This is a genomic window from Streptomyces sp. NPDC058239 (assembly GCF_042882185.1).
Taxonomy (GTDB): domain Bacteria; phylum Actinomycetota; class Actinomycetes; order Streptomycetales; family Streptomycetaceae; genus Streptomyces.
Genome location: NZ_JBHVWS010000014.1, coordinates 88,573 through 107,679 on the forward strand (window position 1 = coordinate 88,573; position 19,107 = coordinate 107,679).

Here is a 19,107-nt window from a genome sequence, read left to right on the forward strand (position 1 = left end):
CGTCCTCCAGGCAGCGTCGCACTCGGCGGTACGTCGTGGTCAGGCGCACGGGCACGGGCCCGGCCCCCGCCCGCCCTGTGTCGGCGGGTCGGGGGTCCGTGGCCCGGCGGGTTCCGGGATCAGAGGTAGGCGTTGGCGGGGTTGAAGCGGTCGCCGAAGAGGCGGATGCAGCGGTGGCCGCTGATGTCGAGGTTCGAGCCGTCGAAGGTGTCGCCCGTGACGCGCTGCGGGTACACCCAGGTGTCGCCGAGGGTGTAGCGGGCGTTGACGGCCAGGCGCATCTTGGCGCCGGGCAGCGAGGCACGGGAGCGGTGCATGCAGCGCTCGCTGAAGATGACGTACTCGCCGGCCTTCATCGGCATGGTCTGGGTGTCGCCTGGCTTCAGTTCGAAGGGCTCGGTGACGACGGCCTGCAGCTGGTCGACGTGCGCGGTGAGGATGTCGAACAGCTCGTCGAGCGAGTGCTGTCGCGGGTCGACGCCCTCGTACACACGGCGGGTGTCGATGTCGAGGATGAGGCTGTTGTCGGCGGCGCGGGACAGCAGCTCCTCCTTGGTCTCGATCCGGTTGCGCGGGTCGACGAAGGCGCCGGATTCGGTGAGCTTGACCATGCGCTTCGGGTAGGCGCTGCGCTGCGAGCCCTTGACGTACTCCATCACTCCGTCGTCCTCGGACACGTCGGTGAGCGCGAGCCAGAGCGTCCAGTCCCACTCTCCGGGCGAGCCGAAGGGGAAGAGGGCCGGGCGGTGGCCGCCGACCTCCTCGCCGTCGAAGTAGCCGTACTCCTGGTGCCAGTCGATCGCGCCGTCTCCGGGGTACTTCTCGAAGAGCTTGGTGCGCCAGAGGATCATCGACTCGGCGCCGGTGGCCAGCTGCAGGTTGGCGAGGAGCTCCGGTGCGGTCAGCAGCTCGCGCACCTTGTCGTTGACCAGGTGCCAGTCGCGTACCGAGTACCTCTTGTAGAGCGGCTGCATGGGCGGGTTGTCGAGCATGTCCTGGTAGAACTCGGCGATTTCGCCGATCGTGTCGTTGTCGGCGAAGCGCGGGAACGGGCCCACGAAGCCGTCGCGGGCGAGCGCCTCGTGGGGCGCCAGGACGGGCGAGGTCGGTGCTGACACGTACAGTCCCTTCTTCATGGTCGAGCGGGTCGACCGGTGTGGTCTTCGGGGAGAGCGGAGACCGGCGCCGCCTGCTCTCCTGTGGGTGGCGCGTCCGCCGGGCGGCGACGGCGTTCGAGCCGGGCGGTCAGGGAGAGTGCGGGCGCCGTCAGGACCGTGGACAGGACGGCCACGATCACGAGTTGGGTGAACAACGTCTGGGTGAGCAGTCCGGATTCCAGGCCGATGTTGAGCGCGATGAGCTGGACGAGGCCGCGCGTGTTCATCAGGACGCCGATCCGGAGCGCCGGCAGCCAGCCGGGGTCCTGGAGCCGGGCCGCCAGCGCGCAGGCGCCCAGCTTCCCGATCACCGACGCGGCGAGGAGTACTCCCACGCCCAGGAGCAGGGGGCCCGCGTCGAGGGCCTGGATCTGTGTGCGCAGCCCCGTGTAGACGAAGTAGAAGGGCAGCAGCACGCCCACCGCGAACGGCCGGACGGACGCCTCCCAGCGGGACAGCGCCTCGCTCTTGGGGAAGGCCAGGCCCAGCACGAACGCGCCGATCAGCACGTGCAGGCCGAGGAACTCGGTGGCGGCGCAGGCCGCGAAGAGCAGCGCGCACACCAGCGGGAGGAATCCCTGCCCGCCCCGGTCCAGGGAGGTCGCGAGGAAGGTGCGCAGTGCGCGCCGCACCACGGTGAACAGGAGCGCGACGAACACGGTGAAACCGGCCACCGTGAGCAGCGGGTCGATATGGCCCGCCCCGGTGAGTGTGAGCATCAGCCCGATCCCCACCCAGGCGACCACGTCGTCCACGGCGGCCGCGCCGAGCGCGACCGTCGCGGCGCGGGATCCGAGCAGGCCCTCCTCCTCGATGATCCGCGCGAGCATGGGCAGGGCCGTGACGGAGGCGACCACCCCGGCATACAGGGCTCCTTCGATCAGGCCCTTCTCCGGTACGGTCGAGGGCTGGGCCCGGAAGACCACGTAGGTCGCCGCTATCCCGAGCACGAACGGAGCGGCCATGCCCGCGAACGACACCGACAAGGAGCGCCGGGCCAGGCCCGATCCCCGGACGAGGGAGCCTCTGAACTCCAGCCCGACCAGGAACATGTAGAAGGCGATCCCCAGCTGGCCGAGCGCGTACAGCACCGGTGTGCCGTCGGCCGGGAACACCCACGCCTGGGCGTCCGGCAGCACCAGCCCGAACAGCGAGGGTCCGAGGGCGATGCCGGCCACCATCTCGGCGACGACGGGCGGCTGCCCGACCCGGGCGGCGAGCGCCGCGAGGACCCGGCACAGCACCATCATCACGGCGGCGCCCACCAGGAGACGGGTCAACAGGTCTCCGCTCACAGCTCTGCCTCCAGCTCGTCGATTTCTTCCTGGGTAAGGTCGATCAGGGGCAGATCGGACGGGGTGTGTCCGCCCGCCGCCGGGTCCGCCGCGTGCCGGACCAGCGATCCGAGTGCGGCGAACCAGAGGTCGGCCAGGGCCTGGACCCGCCGCTCGTCGATGAGGCCTTCGGGCCAGCTGAGTGTTGCCCGCAGGCGTGGTCCTGACGTGGTGTCATGAGTGATCGCGCTGATCTCCAGCGCGTGGGCGCACGGCATGTCCGGGTCGGCGGAGGCGATCCGGACGTCCTCGGGCGCGCCTCCCCAGCGCTCCGCGCCGGCGTCCACCCGCACCCGGCCCAGGTAGTTGAACCCGATCTGCGGCGTCGCCGCCCCGGCGAGCTCGTCGGCCGACTCCGGGTCGAGATACCGCAGTTGACCGTGGCCGAGGCCCTTGCGGGGCACTGCGCGCAGCTGCTCCTTGACGGCGCGCAGACCCTCTCCCGCGGCCGCCGCGTCACCCTCGCGCCAGACGACACCGGGGTCGACCGCGACCGGGTACAGGGTGGTGAACCAGCCGACGGTGCGGCTCAGGTCCGCTTCCTCGCCCGCCTCGTCACGGCCGTGGCCCTCCAGGTCCACGAGGACCGCGGTGTGCCGGGCCGGTCCCTGCGGGTACGCGGCGGATCCGCCGTCGGCCCGCCAGCGTCCCAGCGCCAGCGCGAAGCCGCTCAGCAGGACCTCGTCCACGGCGGCGCGCAGCACCGCGGGCACCGTCGTCAGCAGCGGCGCCGTGTCCTCGGCGGGCAGTTCGGCGGTGACCCGGCGGGTGGTACCGACGGTATCCCTGGCGGGATCCAGCGGCCGGTGGCCGAGCAGCGGATCGGCGGTGGCGCCCACGGCCCGCCAGAAGGGCAGCTCGTCCCGCACCTGAGGGGTGGGCGCCTGCTCGGCGAGCCGGTGCGACCAGCCGCGGAAGGAGGTGCCGACGGACGCGAGTTCGGCCGCGGAGCCGGCCGTACGGTCGTGCCAGACCGACATCAGGTCCGGGGCGAGGACACGCCACGACACTCCGTCGACGACCAGGTGGTGGGCGATCACCAGCAGCCGGCCCTCGCGGTCCGGGCCCGCGTCGAACCAGAGGACCCTCGTCATGACGCCGGCGTCCGGGGCGAGTTCGCGCCGTGCCGCCTCGCCGTGGTCGGCGATGGTCCGCGCCCAGTCGGCCTCCTCGCCGCCGGGCGGCAGCGCGACCCGGCGTACGCACTCCTCGGCGCGCACCGCGCCGACGGGCCGGGTCTCCAGCGTCCACCGCCCGTCGTCCGAGCGGCACAGCACTGCGCGCAGCATGTCGTGCCGGTCGAGGACCGCCTGGACCGCGCGGACCAGCCCGGCACTGTCCGGGGCGGGCGGCACGCGCAGCAGCAGCGACTGGTTGAACCCGGCGTAGGGGCCGCCGCGTTCGCGCAGCCACGCCATGATCGGCGTGACGGGGACGGCGCCGACGCCGTCGTCGGCCGGCGTCGGCGCGGTGTCGACGGCCCTGGCGGCCGACGCCAGGGCGGCCACGCTCTGGTACTGGAAGACGTCGCGCGGCGTGATGAGCAGCCCCGCCTGCCGGGCCCGCGCCACCAGCTGGATCGAGACGATGCTGTCGCCGCCGACGGCGAAGAAGTTGTCGTCGACGCCGACCTCGGGGAGGCCGAGCAGTTCCGCGACGAGTCCGCACAGGACGCGCTCACGGGTGCCGCTCGGCGCCCGCCCGGCGCCGACCGTGAACTCCGGTGCCGGCAGGTCCGACTTGTCGAGCTTTCCGTTGTGGCTGAGCGGAAGGGCGTCCAGGCGGACGAAGGCGGCAGGGATCATGTAGTCGGGGAGCGCCGCGGCGACCTGCCGGGCGAGCGCGGCCTCGTCGAAAGCGTCCGGCTCGGCCACGACGTACGCGACCAGCCGCCGGTCCCCCGGTCGTGCCTCGTGGGCGACCACCACGGCCTGGGCGACCCCGGGGCAGGCGGCGACCGCGGACTCGACCTCGCCCGGCTCGATGCGGAACCCTCGGATCTTGACCTGGGTGTCGGTCCGCCCGGCGAACTCCAGGACGCCGTCGCGACGCCACCAGACGCGGTCGCCGGTGCGGTACATGCGGCTTCCGGCGGAGCCGAACGGATCGGCGACGAAGCGTTCGGCGGTGAGCCCCGGCTGCTCGACATAGCCGCGGGCCAGGCCGGTGCCGGCGATGTACAGCTCGCCGGTGACACCGGGCGGCACCGGCCGCAGCCGGTCGTCGAGCACGTAGACGCGCGTATTGTCGAGCGGCCGCCCGATGGGCACGGAGTTGCGCGCCACGTCCTCGGCCGTCAGGGCGTGGTGGACCGCGCACTGGGTGCACTCGGTGGGGCCGTACGTGTTGGTCAGCCGTGCCGCGCCGGCGTGCGCGAGGACCTTGCGCACGGCGGTCGCCGAGACGGCGTCGCCGCCCACGTAGATGTCGCGCAGCCCCGCGAAGCACTCCGGGTGGTTCTCCGCGAGAAGCCGGAACAGCCCTTCGCCGAAGAGGCCCGCCGTCACCCGGTGTCCGGTCATCGTGCGGGCGAGGCCCTCGATGTCCGTGGCCTCGCCGTCGAAGGCGACGATCCGCGCGCCGCGCAGCAGCGGCCCCCACAGCTCGTACGTCGAGGCGTCGAAGGAGACGGGCAGATGCATCAGCACGCGGTCGTCGGTGCCGTGCCCCCACCAGCGGTAGTGGACCATGTCGACGACGCTGCGGTGGGAGACGGCGACGCCCTTGGGCACACCCGTGGAGCCCGAGGTGTGGATGACGTACGCGAGCTGGTCGGGGTGGACGGGGGTGCGGGGTCCGGGCCCGCGGAGCCCGGACTCCCGGGCCGCGGACGCTGCCGGTTCGTCGGCCCGCACGATCGCGGCCGGGCCGTCCGGGACGTCCGCGAGGGTCGTGCGGTCCGCGACGACGGCCACGGCCCGGGTGCCGTCCAGGATGTGCCGCAGCCTGCCCTGCGGGCTGCGCCGGTCCAGCGGGACGTACACCCCGCCTGCCTTGGCCACGGCGAGGACCGCCACGACGTGCTCGGCCCGGCTGCCGAGCAGCAGCGCCACCCGGTCCTCCGTGCCCACGCCGTGGGTGGCGAGCGCGGCCGCGAGGCGGTCGGAGCGCTCGTCCAGTTCCTGGTACGTGAGCGTGGTCGCCCCGTCTTCGAAGGCGATGGCCCGCGGGGTGCGTGCCGCCTGGCTGCGGAAGAGTTCGGGCAGGGAGCCGTCGGGGAAGGCGTGCGCGGTGTCGTTGCGGGCCACCAGCAGCTCGCGCTCTTCCTCCTCGTCCAGTACAGGGAGCGCGTCGACGGTGAGTTCGGGGCGGTGGGCGGCAGCGGTGAGCAGCCGCTGGAAGCGGGCCGCGAGGGCGGCCGTCGTGGACCGGTCGAACAGGTCGACGGCGTACCGTATCCGGCCCTGGATGCCCTGCGCGCCGCCGTCGTCCCCGTACCGCTCCCACAGGCTGAACGACATGTCGAACCTGGCGACCGGGGCCTCTGCCCCCTCGACCCGTGCCCGCAGCCCGGGCAGGTCGACGTCGGGCTCCGCGGTGTTGTGCAGGATCAGCATGACCTGGAAGAGGGGGTGCCGGGCGAGGGAGCGCGCCGGGTTGATCTCCTCGACCAGCCGGTCGAAGGGAACGTCCTGGTGGGCGTAGGCGGCGAGGTCCGACTCCCGTACGCGCGCGAGGAGTTCACGGAATGTCGGGTCGCCCGAGGTGTCGGTGCGCAGCACCAGGGTGTTGACGAAGAAGCCGACGAGGTCGTCGAGCGCGCTGTCGGTCCGGCCGGCGGTCGGGGCGCCGAGCGGGATGTCGGTCCCGGCGCCCATGCGGGTCAGCAGCGCGGCGAGGGCCGCCTGGAGCACCATGAAGATGCTGACCCCGTTCGCCCTGGCCAGCTCGACGACGGCGGCGTGCTCCGCGGGGCCGAGTTCGATGGGCACGCTGTCGCCGCGATGGGTGGCCATCTCGGGGCGCGGGCGGTCGGGGCGGTACTCCAGCTCCTCGGGGAGGCCCGCCAACGCCTGGCTCCAATAGGCGAGTTGCCGGTTCAGCTCGCTGTCCGGGTCGCCGTCGTCGCCGAGTATCTCGCGCTGCCAGAGCGTGTAGTCGGCGTACTGGACCGGCAGCGGCTCCCACTGCGGGGCCCTGCCGTCCCGGCGCGCCCCGTAGGCGGTGGACAGGTCACGCAGCATGGGGGTGTGTGACCAGCCGTCGCCGGTGATGTGGTGCATGACCAGGACGAGCGCGGCGGTGTCCGTGCCGGTGGTGAGCAGCCTGGCGCGCAGCGGCGGCCGGGTGGCCAGATCGAAGCCGTGCAGGACGGTCTTATCGACGGCTGCCCGCAGTTCGTCGGGGGCGGCCTGTGACTCCTCCAGTTCGGGGGCGCCTTTCGTCGGGTCGAGGATGCGCTGGCAGGGCACCCCGTCGTGCTCTGGGTAGACGGTGCGCAGGCTTTCGTGACGAGTCACGAGGTCCTTCAGGGCCGCGCGGAGGGCGGGGCGGTCGATCTCGCCGGTGAGACGCAGGACGAGCGGAATGTTGTAGGTGGCGCCGGGGCCTTCGAGCCGGTTGATGAACCACAGGCGTCGCTGGGCGTACGACAACGGAACCGTCTCCGGACGCTCCCGCACCACCACCCCCGCACGCCCACTCACCACACCCGACTCGACCCACCCCACCAGACCCGCCACCGACGGCGCCTCGAACACCGCCCGCACCGGCACCTCAACCCCAAACACACCCCGCACCCGCGACACCAACCGCGTCGCCAACAACGAATGCCCACCCAAAGCAAAAAAGTCGTCCTCCGGCCCCACCACCCCCACACCCAGAACCTCGGCAAACAAACCACACAAAATCTCCTCACCCGCAGACCGCGGACCACGCCCCACCCCACCCGACACCAACGGCACCGGCAACGCCCCCCGATCCACCTTCCCGTTCGGCGTCAACGGCAACTCAGCCAACCCCACCACCACCGACGGCACCGCATACCCCGGCAACACCCCCGCCACCACACCACGCACCACCACCGGATCCACCCCACCCGTCACAAACCCAACCAACCGCCCCACACCATCCTGACCCACCACCACCGACGCCACCGCACCCGACACACCCACAACCCCCCGCAACGCCGACTCCACCTCACCCAACTCCACCCGAAACCCCCGCACCTTCACCTGACCATCCACACGCCCCACGAACTCCAACCCCGACACCGTCCACCGCACCAAATCCCCCGTCCGATACAACCGCTCCCCCACACCCCCGAACGGATCCGCCACAAACCGCCCAGCCGTCACACCAGGCCGCCCCACATAACCCCGACCCACCCCCGCACCACCCACATACAACTCACCCACCACACCGAACGGCACCACACCCAAACCACCATCCAGCACATACACCCGCGTATTCCACAAAGGACCACCCACCACCACGGAACCGTCAGCGAGAGGTGTCCCCGCCGGGATGTGGTGGTCCAGACAGCCCACGGTGGTCTCGGTCGGGCCGTAGTGGTTGACGACGTCCGCCTCGGGGTGCGCGGCGCGCCACCCGGTCAGCTGCTCGGCGCGCAACGCCTCGCCGCCGACGACGAGTTGGGCAGTGGGCGCGAACACCTCCGGCAGCGTCTCCAGGATCGGCAGGTGCGACGGGGTGACCTTGGCGAAGGTGAGGCCGCCCGGCACGTCCAGCCGCTCGTCGAGGTCGGCGACGTGCAGGCAGCCGCCGGCGAGCAGCGTGCCGTACAGGGCGGTGAGTCCGAGGTCGAAGGAGAGCGGGGAGTGCAGCAGGGTCCGCCCGACGAGGCCCGGGTACCGGGCCACGCAGTGCAGCGCGTAGTTGACCAGGGAGCGCTGTTCGACCACGACGCCCTTGGGGCGGCCGGTGGAGCCCGAGGTGTAGATGACGTACGCGGCGTCATGCGCCCTGCCGTTCACCTGCGGCGGGTCGGCGAGCCGCCCGGACAGCGCGGCGACCGTGTCGTCCGTGTCCAGGAGCAACAGCGGGATGTCCGCCTCGGCCAGCGCGGGGGTGCCGGCCAGTGTCCCGGTCGAGGTCACCAGGAGGGCGGGCCGGGCATCCGCGAGCACCGTGGCCAGCCGGGTGCCCGGCTGGTCCGCGTCGAGCGGCAGATACGCGGCGCCGGCCTTGCCCACGGCCAGCATCGCGGCCACCGCGTCGGCCGACCGCGGCAGTGCGAGGGCGATCAGCGTCTCGGTTCCCGCGCCCCGCTCGGCCAGCAGCCGCGCGAGCCGGTTGGCGCGCGCGTCGAGCTGGGCGTACGTCAGGCGGAGCGGGCCGTCGACGACGGCGGGGGCGTCCGGGGCGAGTGCCACGCGCTCCTGGAACAGCTGCGCCAGCGTGGCGTCCGGCACCTGGTGCGCGGTGTCGTTGCGGGTCACCAGGAGTTCGTGCCGCTCGGCCGGGTCAAGGACGTCGAGGGCGCCGAGCCGGATGCCGGGGTCGGCGAGGGCGGCCTCCAGGAGGCGGACCAGGCGGGACGCGAACGACTCCACCGTGGACCGGTCGAACAGGTCGGCCGAGTAGCCCACCGCCCCTTCGACACCGGCGGGTTCGCCGTGCCCGTCGAGGGTCTCGGAGAGGCTGAACTGGAGGTCGGCCTTGGCCATGTCGGGGTCGTGGTCCAGCACATCGGCGGCCAGTCCGGGCAGCGTGAAGTCGGCGCGGGTCAGGTTCTGCAGCAGCAGCTTCACCTGGAAGAGCGGGTGCCGGTTGAGCACGCGCCGCGGGTTGAGGGCCGCGACCAGCCGCTCGAAGGGCAGGTCCTGGTGGGCGAAGGCGGCGACGTCGGCCTGCCGGACCCGCTCCAGGAGCTCCTCGAAGGTGGGGTCGCCCGCGCTGTCCACGCGCAGCACCAAGGAGTTGATGAAGTAGCCGACGAGAGGGTCGAGGGCCTCCTCGCCGCGGCCGTGCACGGAGGTGCCCACCGGGATGTCGGTGCCGGCGCCGAGCCGGGACAGCAGCGCCGTGAGCGCGGTGTGCAGGACCATGAAGGGGGTGGCGCCGCGCTCCCGGGCCAGCCGGAGCAGCGCGCGGTGGGTTCCGGCCGTCAGCCGGAAGGGGACGCGGCCGCCCGGCAGTCCGGTCCCGACCGGCCGCGGCCGGTCGAAGGGCAGCGGCATCTCCTCCGGGAGGTCTGCCAACTTTGCTGTCCAGTGCGCGAGTTGGCGGCTGATGAGGCTGTCCGGATCCGAATCGTCACCGAGCAGTTCGTTCTGCCACAGGGCGTAGTCGGCGTACTGGACCGGGAGGGGCTCCCAAGCGGGTGTCCCGCCGTCGAGGGCGGCGGCGTACGCCTGGGACAGGTCGCGGGCCAGCGGCGCCGACGACCAGCCGTCGCCGGCGATGTGGTGCACGACGACGACCAGCACGTGCTCGCGCTCGCCGGTCTTCAACAGGGTGGTGCGCAGCGGCGGTTGCGTGACGAGGTCGAAGCCCTCCCCGGCGGCCCGGGCGACCTGCGCGGCCGGTTCCTGGCCCACGGCGTCGACCACGGTCAGGGCCGGGGCGGCCGCGGCGGGGTCGAGGACGACCTGGCGGGGTTCGCCGTCGACCTCCGGGAAGACGGTCCGTAGGCTCTCGTGCCGGGCCACCACCGCGGCGAACGCCGCTTCGAGCGCCCGGGTGTCCAGCTCGCCGGTCAGGCGCACCACGAACGGGATGTTGTAGGTGCTCTGCGCGGTCTCCAGCCGGTTGATGAACCAAAGCCCGCGCTGGACGTGCGACAGTGGCAGCGCCTCGGGCCGGTCGCGGCGCACCAGGCCCGGGCGGGGCCTGCCGGTGGTCGTGAGGCGCGCCGCCAGGGCGGCCGGGGTCGGCGCCTCGAAGACCGCGGCGACCCGTGCCTCCAGACCGAGCGCCGAGCGGATCCGGGACACCAGGCGGGTGGCGAGCAGCGAATGTCCGCCCAGCTCGAAGAAGTTCTCGTCCACCCCGACCCGGCCGACGCCGAGCACGTCGGCGAACAGCATGCACAGCAGCTCTTCCTGCGCGGTCCGCGGGGCCCGGCCCGCCGTGGCCGGCCCGTCGGGCTCCTCGGATGCCACCAGCGCCTTGCGGTCGGTCTTCCCGTTGGGGGTGAGCGGTATGGTGTCCAGGGCGTGCACCGCCGAGGGCACCAGGTGGTCGGGCAGCGCGCGGGCCAGCGCCTCGCGAACCGCCCGAGGGTCCGCGTCCCCCACCACATGGGCGACGAGCCGCGGGAGGCCGCCGGGTCCCGTCGTCACGGTGGCGACGGCGTCCTTCACCCCGGGCTGTTCGCGCAGCCGCGCCTCGACCTCGCCGAGCTCGATGCGCCGACCCCGGATCTTGACCTGGTTGTCCCGCCGGCCGAGGAACTCCAGCTGTCCGTCCGGCAGATACCGCACCCGGTCTCCGGTGCGGTACAGCCTGCCACCGCCGGAACCGTACGGGTCGGCCACGAAGGTGTGCGCGGTCGCGGCCGGGTCGCCGAGATAGCCGCGCCCCACGCCGACGCCCGCGACGTACAGATCGCCCACCACGCCGACCGGTACGGGCTGGAGCTCGTCGCTGAGCACGTACAGGCGGGTGTTGCGGATCGCCCGGCCGATCGGCGCGGTCGTGCGCCCGGCCCCCTGGTCGCGGGTGATGACGGCGTGGGTGACGTCGTCCGAACACTCCGTGGGGCCATAGGCGTTGACGACCGGGATCGCCGGGAAGCGGGCGGACCAGCGGCGGCACAGCTCGCCGGGCAACTCCTCGCCGGTGACGACCAGCCACCGCAGATCCGGCAGGGCGGGTACGGGGGTGCCCTCGTCCCAGGCCTCCAGCGCGGCGCGCAGCAGCGAGGGCACCACTTCCAGGACGGTCGCCCGCTCGCGGACCACCCGCCGGAAGAGCTCGTCGGGATCCGCCGCGACCGCCCTGCCCACGGCGAGCGTCCGGCCGCCGACGAGCAGCGGGGAAATCATCTGCCAGATGGAGATGTCGAAGGTCAGTGGGGCGTTCTGGACGACGGTGTCCGTCGCGGTGAGCCCGAGGTCCCCGACCTTGGCCAGCAGGTGGTTGTTCATGCCGCGGTGGTGCACCATCGCGCCCTTGGGGCGGCCCGTGGAGCCCGAGGTGAAGATGGTGTACGCCAACTGGTCGGCGGCCGGGGCCGCCGGTCGTGCCGGGCGCGCGGTGCCGGGCTCCCCGATCCGCAGGACCGTCACCGGGCGTCCGGCCGCCGCCGCGATGGCGTCGGCGAGGTCGCCGTGCTCCGGGCCGGACAACAGCAGGGGCGTGTCCGCGTCGGTCAGCAGCTCGGCCGAGCGTTCGGCCGGCGCGTCGGTGTCCAGCGGGAGGTACGCGGCCGAGGCCGCGAGGGTGGCCAGGAACCCGACGACGGGCAGGCGGCCGCGGTCGGCGAGGACCGCGACGAGCGACTCGGGGGCGGCGCCCGACTCCTGGATGCGGGCGGCCAGGTTGTCGGTGTGGTCGACGAGTTCGCGGTAGGTGAGGTCGCCGTCCTCGTCGGTGACCGCGACGGCGGACGGCTGTTCGTCGGCCAGCGACCGGACGCGGGCGACCACGTCCTGGTGGGACTCGGCCGCGGCGGTCTCGTTCCACTCCCGCAGCAGACGCCGGTGCTCCTGTGCGTCAAGGAGGGGGACACGGCCGATCCGGGTGTCCGGGTCGGTGGCGAAGGCCCGCAGCAGCCGGCCGTACCTGGCCAACAGGGCTTCGGCGGTGTCCTGTTCGAAGACATCGGCCCGGTGCTCCAGGGCGATCAGCAGGCCGTCCGCGGCGCCGTCGGCGGTGAAGGTCTCGCGGACGTTGAACGACAGGTCGAACTTGGCGTTGCCCGCGGGGAGGTCGAGCAGCCCGAGCTCCAGTCCGGCGACGGACGGCAGCGCGCGCCGGGAGCTGTCCATCGACAGCATCACCTGGAAGAGCGGGTGCCGGGACATCGAGCGCGCCGGGTTGAGGGTCTCGACGAGCCGCTCGAACGGCAGGTCCTGGTGGTCGTAGGCGGCGAGCGAGAACTCCCGTGCCCGCGCGAGCAGTTCACGGAAGGTGGGGTCGCCGGAGGTGTCGGTGCGCAGCACCACCGTGTTGGCGAAGAAGCCGACCAGGTCGGCCAGGGCCTCGTCGGGACGGCCGGCCACCGGGGCGCCGACCGCGATGTCGTCGCCCGCGCCGTGCTTGCTCAGTGTGACCGCGAGCGCGGCCTGGAGCACCATGAACGTGCTGGCGCCGGTGGCCCGGGCGAGCTCGGCGATGCGGCGGTGCGGCTCCGCGTCCAGGCGGAGCACCAGGTGTCCCGAGGGCACGACGCCCGCGCCGGCCGGGTGCGGCCGGTCGAAGGGCAGGTCGATGTGGTCCGGCAGCCCGGCCAGTGCCCGCTTCCAGAAGTCGGCCTGCCGGGCGACGACGCTGTCGGGGTCCGTCTCGTCGTCGAGGGCGCGGCGCTGCCAGACGGCGTAGTCGGCGTACTGCACGGGCAGCGGGGCGAGGTCCGGCGCCTGTCCGTCCCGGCGCGCCGTGTAGGCGGCGGTCAGGTCGCGCAACAGCGGACCGAACGACTCGGCGTCGGCCGCGATGTGGTGCAGCAACAGGAGCAGCACGTGCCGGTCGGGGGCGAGGGCGAACAGCGTGGTGCGCAGTGGGGGTTCGGCGGCGAGATCGAAGGGCCGGGCCACGGCCGCGGTGAGCTCGTCGTACAGCCGTTCGTCGTCGGAGTCGGCGAGCGGCAACCGCGGCCGGGACGCGGGGCCCGCGGCGACAATGTGCTGGACCGGCACGCCGTCCCGCTCCCGGTAGAGGGTGCGCAGGCTCTCGTGGCGGTCGGTGAGGTCGCCGAGCGCGGCTTCCAGCGCGCCGCCGTCCAGGGCGCCGTCCAGGGTGAGGACGAGGGGGATGTGGTAGGCGGCGCTCGGCCCGTCGAGGCGGCTGAGGAACCACAACCGCCGCTGGGCGAAGGAGAGTTCCAGGTCGTCGTCGCGCGGTACGGGCACCGGCCCGGTGGGCGCGTCCGCCGTGTCCGCCTCGCCCGTGAGGCGTGCGGCCAGCTCGCGTACGGTCGGCGCGTCGAAGACCGTCTCGACGCCGCACTCGACGCCGAGCCCGGAGCGGATCAGCAGCACCAGGCGGGCCACTTGGAGGGAGTGTCCGCCCAGGTCGAAGAAGTTGTCGTCGATGCCGACCCGTTCGGTCTTGAGCACCTTGGCGAAGAGCACGCACAGGGCGTTCTCGCGCGCGGTGCGCGGCAAGGTGCCGGAGCTTTCCTCCGCGGCGACCGGGTCCGGCAGCGCCTTGCGGTCGGTCTTTCCGTTGGGGGTCACCGGTATCGCGTCGAGGACCGTGAAGGTCGCGGGGACCAGATAGGCCGGGAGCAGCTCGGCGAGTTCGTCCCGTACCGCGGCGAGGTCGACGGCGACGCCGTCGTTCGGCACGAGGTAAGCGGCGAGCGCGGGGGCGCCGTTCGCGTCCGGGCGTACGACGACGGCGGCCTGGACGACGGCGGGCAGCCTCAGCAGGGCGTTCTCGGCCTCGCCGGGCTCGATCCGGTAGCCGCGGATCTTGACCTGTTCGTCCGCGCGGCCGACGAACTCCAGTGTCCCGTCGGGGCGTCGACGAACCAGGTCCCCGGTGCGGTACATGCGCTCGCCGGGGGCCCCGAAGGGGTTGGCGACGAAGCGCTCGCCGCTGAGCGCCGGACGGCCGAGGTAACCGCGGGCGACTCCGGTGCCCGCGACATACAGCTCCCCCGGCACGCCGGGCGGCACCGGGCCGAGTCCGGAGTCGAGCACGTGAAGGCAGGTCCCGTCGAGGGCGCCGCCGATGGGCGGCTCCCCGTCACCGGTGAGCGGCCCGCTCATGGTGGCGGCCACGGTGATCTCCGTGGGGCCGTAGGCGTTGACCACGAGGTGCTTGGCGGACCAGCGGGCGGCCACCTCCGCGGGACACGCCTCGCCGCCCACGAAGAAGGCCATGTCCGGCGGCAGGTCGCCCTCCGGGTCCAGTACGGCCAGCGAGGACGGCGGCAGCAGGGCGTGGGTGATGCCGGCCTGCCGGGTGAACTCGGCCAGCGGGTGGCCGGGCAGCAGCCTCTCCCCCGGGGCGAACACCAGGGTCGCCCCGGTCAGCAGGCTCATGCACAGTTCGAGGACCACGGCGTCGAAGCCCATGGATGCGAACTGCAGCACCCGGCTGCCCGGCCGCACCCCGAGGTGCGCGACGACGGCCCGCGTCAGGTTCGGGATGCCGGCGTGGGTGACGGCGACGCCCTTGGGCTGCCCGGTGGAGCCCGAGGTGTAGATCACGTACGCGGGGCAGGCGGCGGTCAGCGGGGCCGTGCGCTCCGCGTCGGTGAGGTCGTCGGCCGCGTACCCGCCGAGCGAGGCCGTGGTGTCGGGCGCGTCGAGCACGAGGGTGGGGGCGTCCGCACCGGCCACCAGGAAGGCGGTGCCGTCCGCCACCACGACGCAGGTGGGCGCGGCGTCGTCGAGGATGTGGCCGACGCGCCGTGCGGGGTAGCCCGGGTCGATGGGCACGTACGCGGCGCCCGCCTTCAGCACGCCGAGCGCGGCGACGGCGAACAGCTCCGAACGGGGCAGGAGCAGCGCCACCCGGTCCTCGGGCCCGACGCCCCGGGCCGCCAGCAGCCGGGCGAGGCGGTTGGCCCTGCTGTTGAGTTCCGCGTAGTCGAGGGTGGTGCCCTCGCACTCGACGGCGGTGGCCGCGGGCGTCCGGCGCACCTGCTGCTCGAAGAGGGCCGGCAGCGTGGGGCCCTGCGCGTGGGGGGCGGTGGCCGGCGGCGCCGCGGCCGCGTATTCCCCGTCGCCGAGCAGGCCGACGCGGCCCACGAAGGTGCCCGGCTCGGCCGACGCGCGTGCCATGCGTCCGAGGAAGTCGATGTAGCGGTCCTGGTGGGCGGCGAGTTCACCGGCGTCGTACAGCCCGGGGTGGGCGTCGAAGTCCACCCGGATCCCGCGGTCGCCGACCCGGTCGTAGACCGATATCGCCAGGTCCTCGATGAGGCGCTGCGACATGTTGTGGGCGTCCGCCCGGCTGCCGGCGAAGCGCACGTCGTAGTCGAACGGCACGATGTTGAGCTGCGGTCCGAAGTACCTGCGGTGGTCCTTGGGCAGCCCCAGGTCGCCGCGGAGTTCCTCGCCCCGGTAGCGCTGGTGGCTCATCACCCCCCGCACGGCGGACCGCGCGCCGTCCAGGAGTGCCCCGACGGTCATGGCGGGGTCGACCGGGACGCGCAGCGGCAGGACGTTGGCCGCCATGCCGGGCGCCTTGAAGGACCGTTCGCTGGTCCGGCCGGTCACCGAGAGACCGAGGATCACATCCGGGTTCCCGGTCATCCGGTGCAGGAACGCGGCGGTGGCGGCGACGATGATCCGGGACCGGGAGACACCGGCCCGCTCGGCCGCCTCCGTCAGGGCACGGTGGACCTCGGCGGGCAGGTGGGCGCTGCGCCGGATGAAGTCCGCGGTGGGCCGCAGCGGGCGAGGCGACAGGGCCACCGGATCGGGCCGGTCGGCGTACTGCCCGAGCCAGAACTCCCGGTCGGCGGCGAACTCGGGCGACTGGCGGTAGGCAAGGTCCTCGGTGAGCAGGGTGCGTACGGACTCGAAGGGCGCCGGGCCCGGGTCCTGGCCCTCCGCCAGTGCCGTGTAGACCTGCGCGACCCTGCGGACGAGCAGTCCGGCGCCCACACCGTCGAGGAGGATGTGGTGGTACGCGTGGTACCAGTACCAGCGGTCCGCGGCGATCCGGAAGAGCGCGTAGGTGAACAGCGGTGCCTCGGTGAGCTCCATCGGCCGGCCGAGGTCCCGCTCCATCCACTCCACGGCTGCGCGGTGCGGATCGGCCTCGGCGGAGACGTCGACGACGTTCAGCCGCCAGTCGGGCCGCACGCCGATCCGCTGCCGCGGTCCGTCGTCGGTGTCCAGGAACGCGATGTGCAGGGTGTCGGTCTCGTCGGCCACCTGACGCAGGGCCCGCTCGAAGAGCTCGGGGTCCACCGCCCCGTGGATCTCCAGGTATTCGGAGGCCCGGAAGATCGCCAGGTCCGGATCGACCCGCTGCGCGAACCAGACTCCCGCCTGAGCACCGGTCAGCGGGAGTTCCCGCGCATCGGCCGGCGTGAGTTCGCGCTCGGCATCGGCGAAAGACCGCGATCGATCCATAGCTCCTCGACATTCACCTGATGGGGGGGCAACTCCAGGAGGACGGGACTCTCCGCCGTGGACACGCGCACGATGTAAAGCGGGAATCGACCGTGCTGAATTACGTGCCCTGATCATTCGGACTGAACTCGCGCCGACCGGCACCCGTCTACCCATTGCTCACTGCCGTGACACTATCCAGGGGGTGTCCTGTACACCTGGACGACCGCTATACGGATATCTGCCGCGCGAGGAATTCGGCGGGAATTTCATCGGCCCCGCCCGCCGGTGGCCGGGCGTGGAGCTAGTCCGACATGGCCACCAGTACCCGGCGTTCGCCGGTGTAGGGCCGGCGGCCGTGGGCCGCGGCCACGTTGTCGACCAGGAGCAGGTCTCCCCGCCGCCAGTCCACGTCGACCGCCTGGCGCAGCCCGGTCTCCTGGATGTGGGTGATGTACTCGGCGGGGATGGGGCTGCCGTCGGCAAAGCAGACGCTCTGCGGCAGTTCCTCCTCGGGCAGCATCTCCGCCAGCAGCGCCGCTTCCTCGCCGACCCCGGCGGGGTGCCACTGGTCGGCCTGGTTGAACCACACCTCGGTTCCCGTGACGGGGTGTTCGACCGTCGCGGGCGCGGTCCGGCCGATCCGCAGCGAACCGTCGGCGGCCCACCGCCACTGGGCGCCCGTGCCGTCGAGGAACGCCTCGACCTCGTCCCGCTCCTCGGTCTCGAAGGTCGCCTGCCAGCTCTTGCCGAACCCCATCCCGTCGTGCAGGTTCTGCGTGTAGCGCACGCCGGACGCGAAGGCCACACGTACCTCCGGGTCCAGGGACGCGAGCCAGAGCGCCCCGTCGAGGACGGGCGTGGCCCCGCCCGTCGCGGCCGGGTAGGCGCAGCAGAAGAGGATGCGCCGGGGCCAGGTGTGGCTGTACGACATCTCGTTGTGCATGGAGATCTCGAACTCGGCCGGGTACTCGGTCGAGGTGTAGACGTTCCTGCCGACCTTGGTCCGGGGCGAGTTGCCGTGCACGTACGCCAGCCGGTTCGGCAGCAGCAGATCGGCCGCCATGTCGTACGACGCCGACTCCGCACTGGTCCCGAACCCTCGGAAGACAACGGCCTTCTCCCGGGTCAGCAGCTCCGTCACGTCCTGCCCCCGCAGGAACTCCGCCAGCCCCTCGGGGCTCGCCGGTACGCCGACGCTGCCCGGATCCACCTCCAGGGGCCGCCAGGTCTGGGCGGTGTCGACCATCAGTTCTCCGTGGGTGTCGTAGGTGTCAGGGGGGCGGCGTCCGGCGCGTCCTCGGTGTCCCCGGCGGCCCTCGACGAGCGGAAGTCCGCGACGGCCTGCCGGATCCGGGGCGACTGGGCGGCCACGGTCTGGAGCGGCGCCTCCCGTTCGAGGGCGACGGCCAGCGAGGGGGCGTAGGCGTTGGCCTGGAGGACGCGCTTGGTCAGGGCCACCGCGACCGGGCTGTGCGCGGCGATCCGCCGGGCCAGGTCCAGGGTGGTGGTGTGCAGGTCGTCCGGGTCGGTCACCGTGTTCGCCAGGCCTCGGTCCAGGGCCTCGTCCGCGGCCACGAACCTGCCGGTGAGCATCATCTCCGAGGCGAAGCCGAGCCCGGTGAGCCTGGGCAGCAGCCAGGAGGCACCCATGTCCCCGCCGGACAGGCCCATGTTCACGAAGGATGCCCGCAGCCGGGCGCGGGCGGTGACGACGCGCAGGTCGGCGGCGAGCGCGAGGGAGAGCCCGGCGCCGACCGCGACGCCGTCCACGGCGGCGAGCACCGGCTGCGGGATGTCGCGCAGCCCGGTCACCGCGGCCGACTGCCGTTCGAGCAGGCCGAGCAGCTCCGCCGGGGGCAGGGCGGCGATCCGCCCTGCCTCGTCGAGGTCGTACCCGGAGCAGAAGTCCGTCCCGGTCCCGGTCAGGACGAGCACGCGCGCACTGGTGTCCGCGCGCAGCTCGGCGCAGAGGTCCGCGAGCGCCCGGAACATCCCCTCGGTCAGGGCGTTCTTCCGGTGCGGCCGGTGCAGGGCGGCGACGACGATCTCCGGAGAGGGGCGGGTCACCAGAAGCGGGCCCTGTTCCTCGGTCATGCCGCTCACACCTGGGGGCTGAAGAAGTAGGTGTCACGCCGGCGGAAGAGACCGTCCCGGGCGACCTGGAAAAAATCTGCGAACCGTACGCACACGTCATTCCCGTTCTTGAGCCGGCCCTCGAAATCGCCGTGCACGGCAATCAGTTCCTTGTTCGCCACGACTTCGCGAAGTGAATGCTTTCCTGATTCGATGACACGGTCCTGCCGGTAGAACCGCTCCAGTTCACCGATTCCGTGCAGGGGCGGATATCCCGGCCGCTCGTACACCACATCCGTCGCGAACAGCGACACAAGACCGGAAATGTCATTCCGGTCGACCAGGTCGTAGTACCGCTCGACCAGACGTATGGCTTCCTCGACGACGATCACGCAG

6 protein-coding genes are annotated in these 19,107 nt (G+C 72.7%); all 6 read right to left on the minus strand.

From position 1 onward, the window contains the following. Positions 1 to 119: 119 nt before the first annotated feature. A complete protein-coding gene (locus ACFVYE_RS17880; RefSeq protein WP_389606265.1) occupies positions 120 to 1,118 on the minus strand; it encodes a phytanoyl-CoA dioxygenase family protein in 999 nt (332 codons plus the stop codon). A gap of 14 nt (positions 1,119 to 1,132) precedes the next feature. After that, positions 1,133 to 2,452 (minus strand): cation:proton antiporter, encoded by a 1,320-nt coding sequence (locus tag ACFVYE_RS17885; RefSeq protein WP_389606267.1) that lies wholly within the window; start codon positions 2,450 to 2,452, stop codon positions 1,133 to 1,135. Further along, positions 2,449 to 16,656 carry an amino acid adenylation domain-containing protein gene (locus ACFVYE_RS17890; RefSeq protein WP_389606269.1) on the minus strand — a complete coding sequence of 4,736 codons (14,208 nt, stop codon included), beginning with the start codon at positions 16,654 to 16,656 and terminating at the stop codon, positions 2,449 to 2,451. The genes ACFVYE_RS17885 and ACFVYE_RS17890 overlap by 4 nt, the downstream gene beginning before the upstream one ends. Positions 16,657 to 16,939: 283 nt before the next feature. Next, entirely contained in the window at positions 16,940 to 17,884 is a 945-nt protein-coding gene (locus ACFVYE_RS17895; RefSeq protein WP_383959010.1) for a TauD/TfdA family dioxygenase, read from the minus strand. Next, positions 17,884 to 18,732 (minus strand): enoyl-CoA hydratase/isomerase family protein, encoded by an 849-nt coding sequence (locus ACFVYE_RS17900; protein ID WP_383959008.1) that lies wholly within the window; start codon positions 18,730 to 18,732, stop codon positions 17,884 to 17,886. Before ACFVYE_RS17900 ends, ACFVYE_RS17895 begins: the two co-directional genes overlap by 1 nt. Before the next feature lie 5 nt (positions 18,733 to 18,737). Continuing rightward, positions 18,738 to 19,103 carry a nuclear transport factor 2 family protein gene (locus ACFVYE_RS17905; RefSeq protein ID WP_383959007.1) on the minus strand — a complete coding sequence of 122 codons (366 nt, stop codon included), beginning with the start codon at positions 19,101 to 19,103 and terminating at the stop codon, positions 18,738 to 18,740. Positions 19,104 to 19,107: the final 4 nt, after the last annotated feature.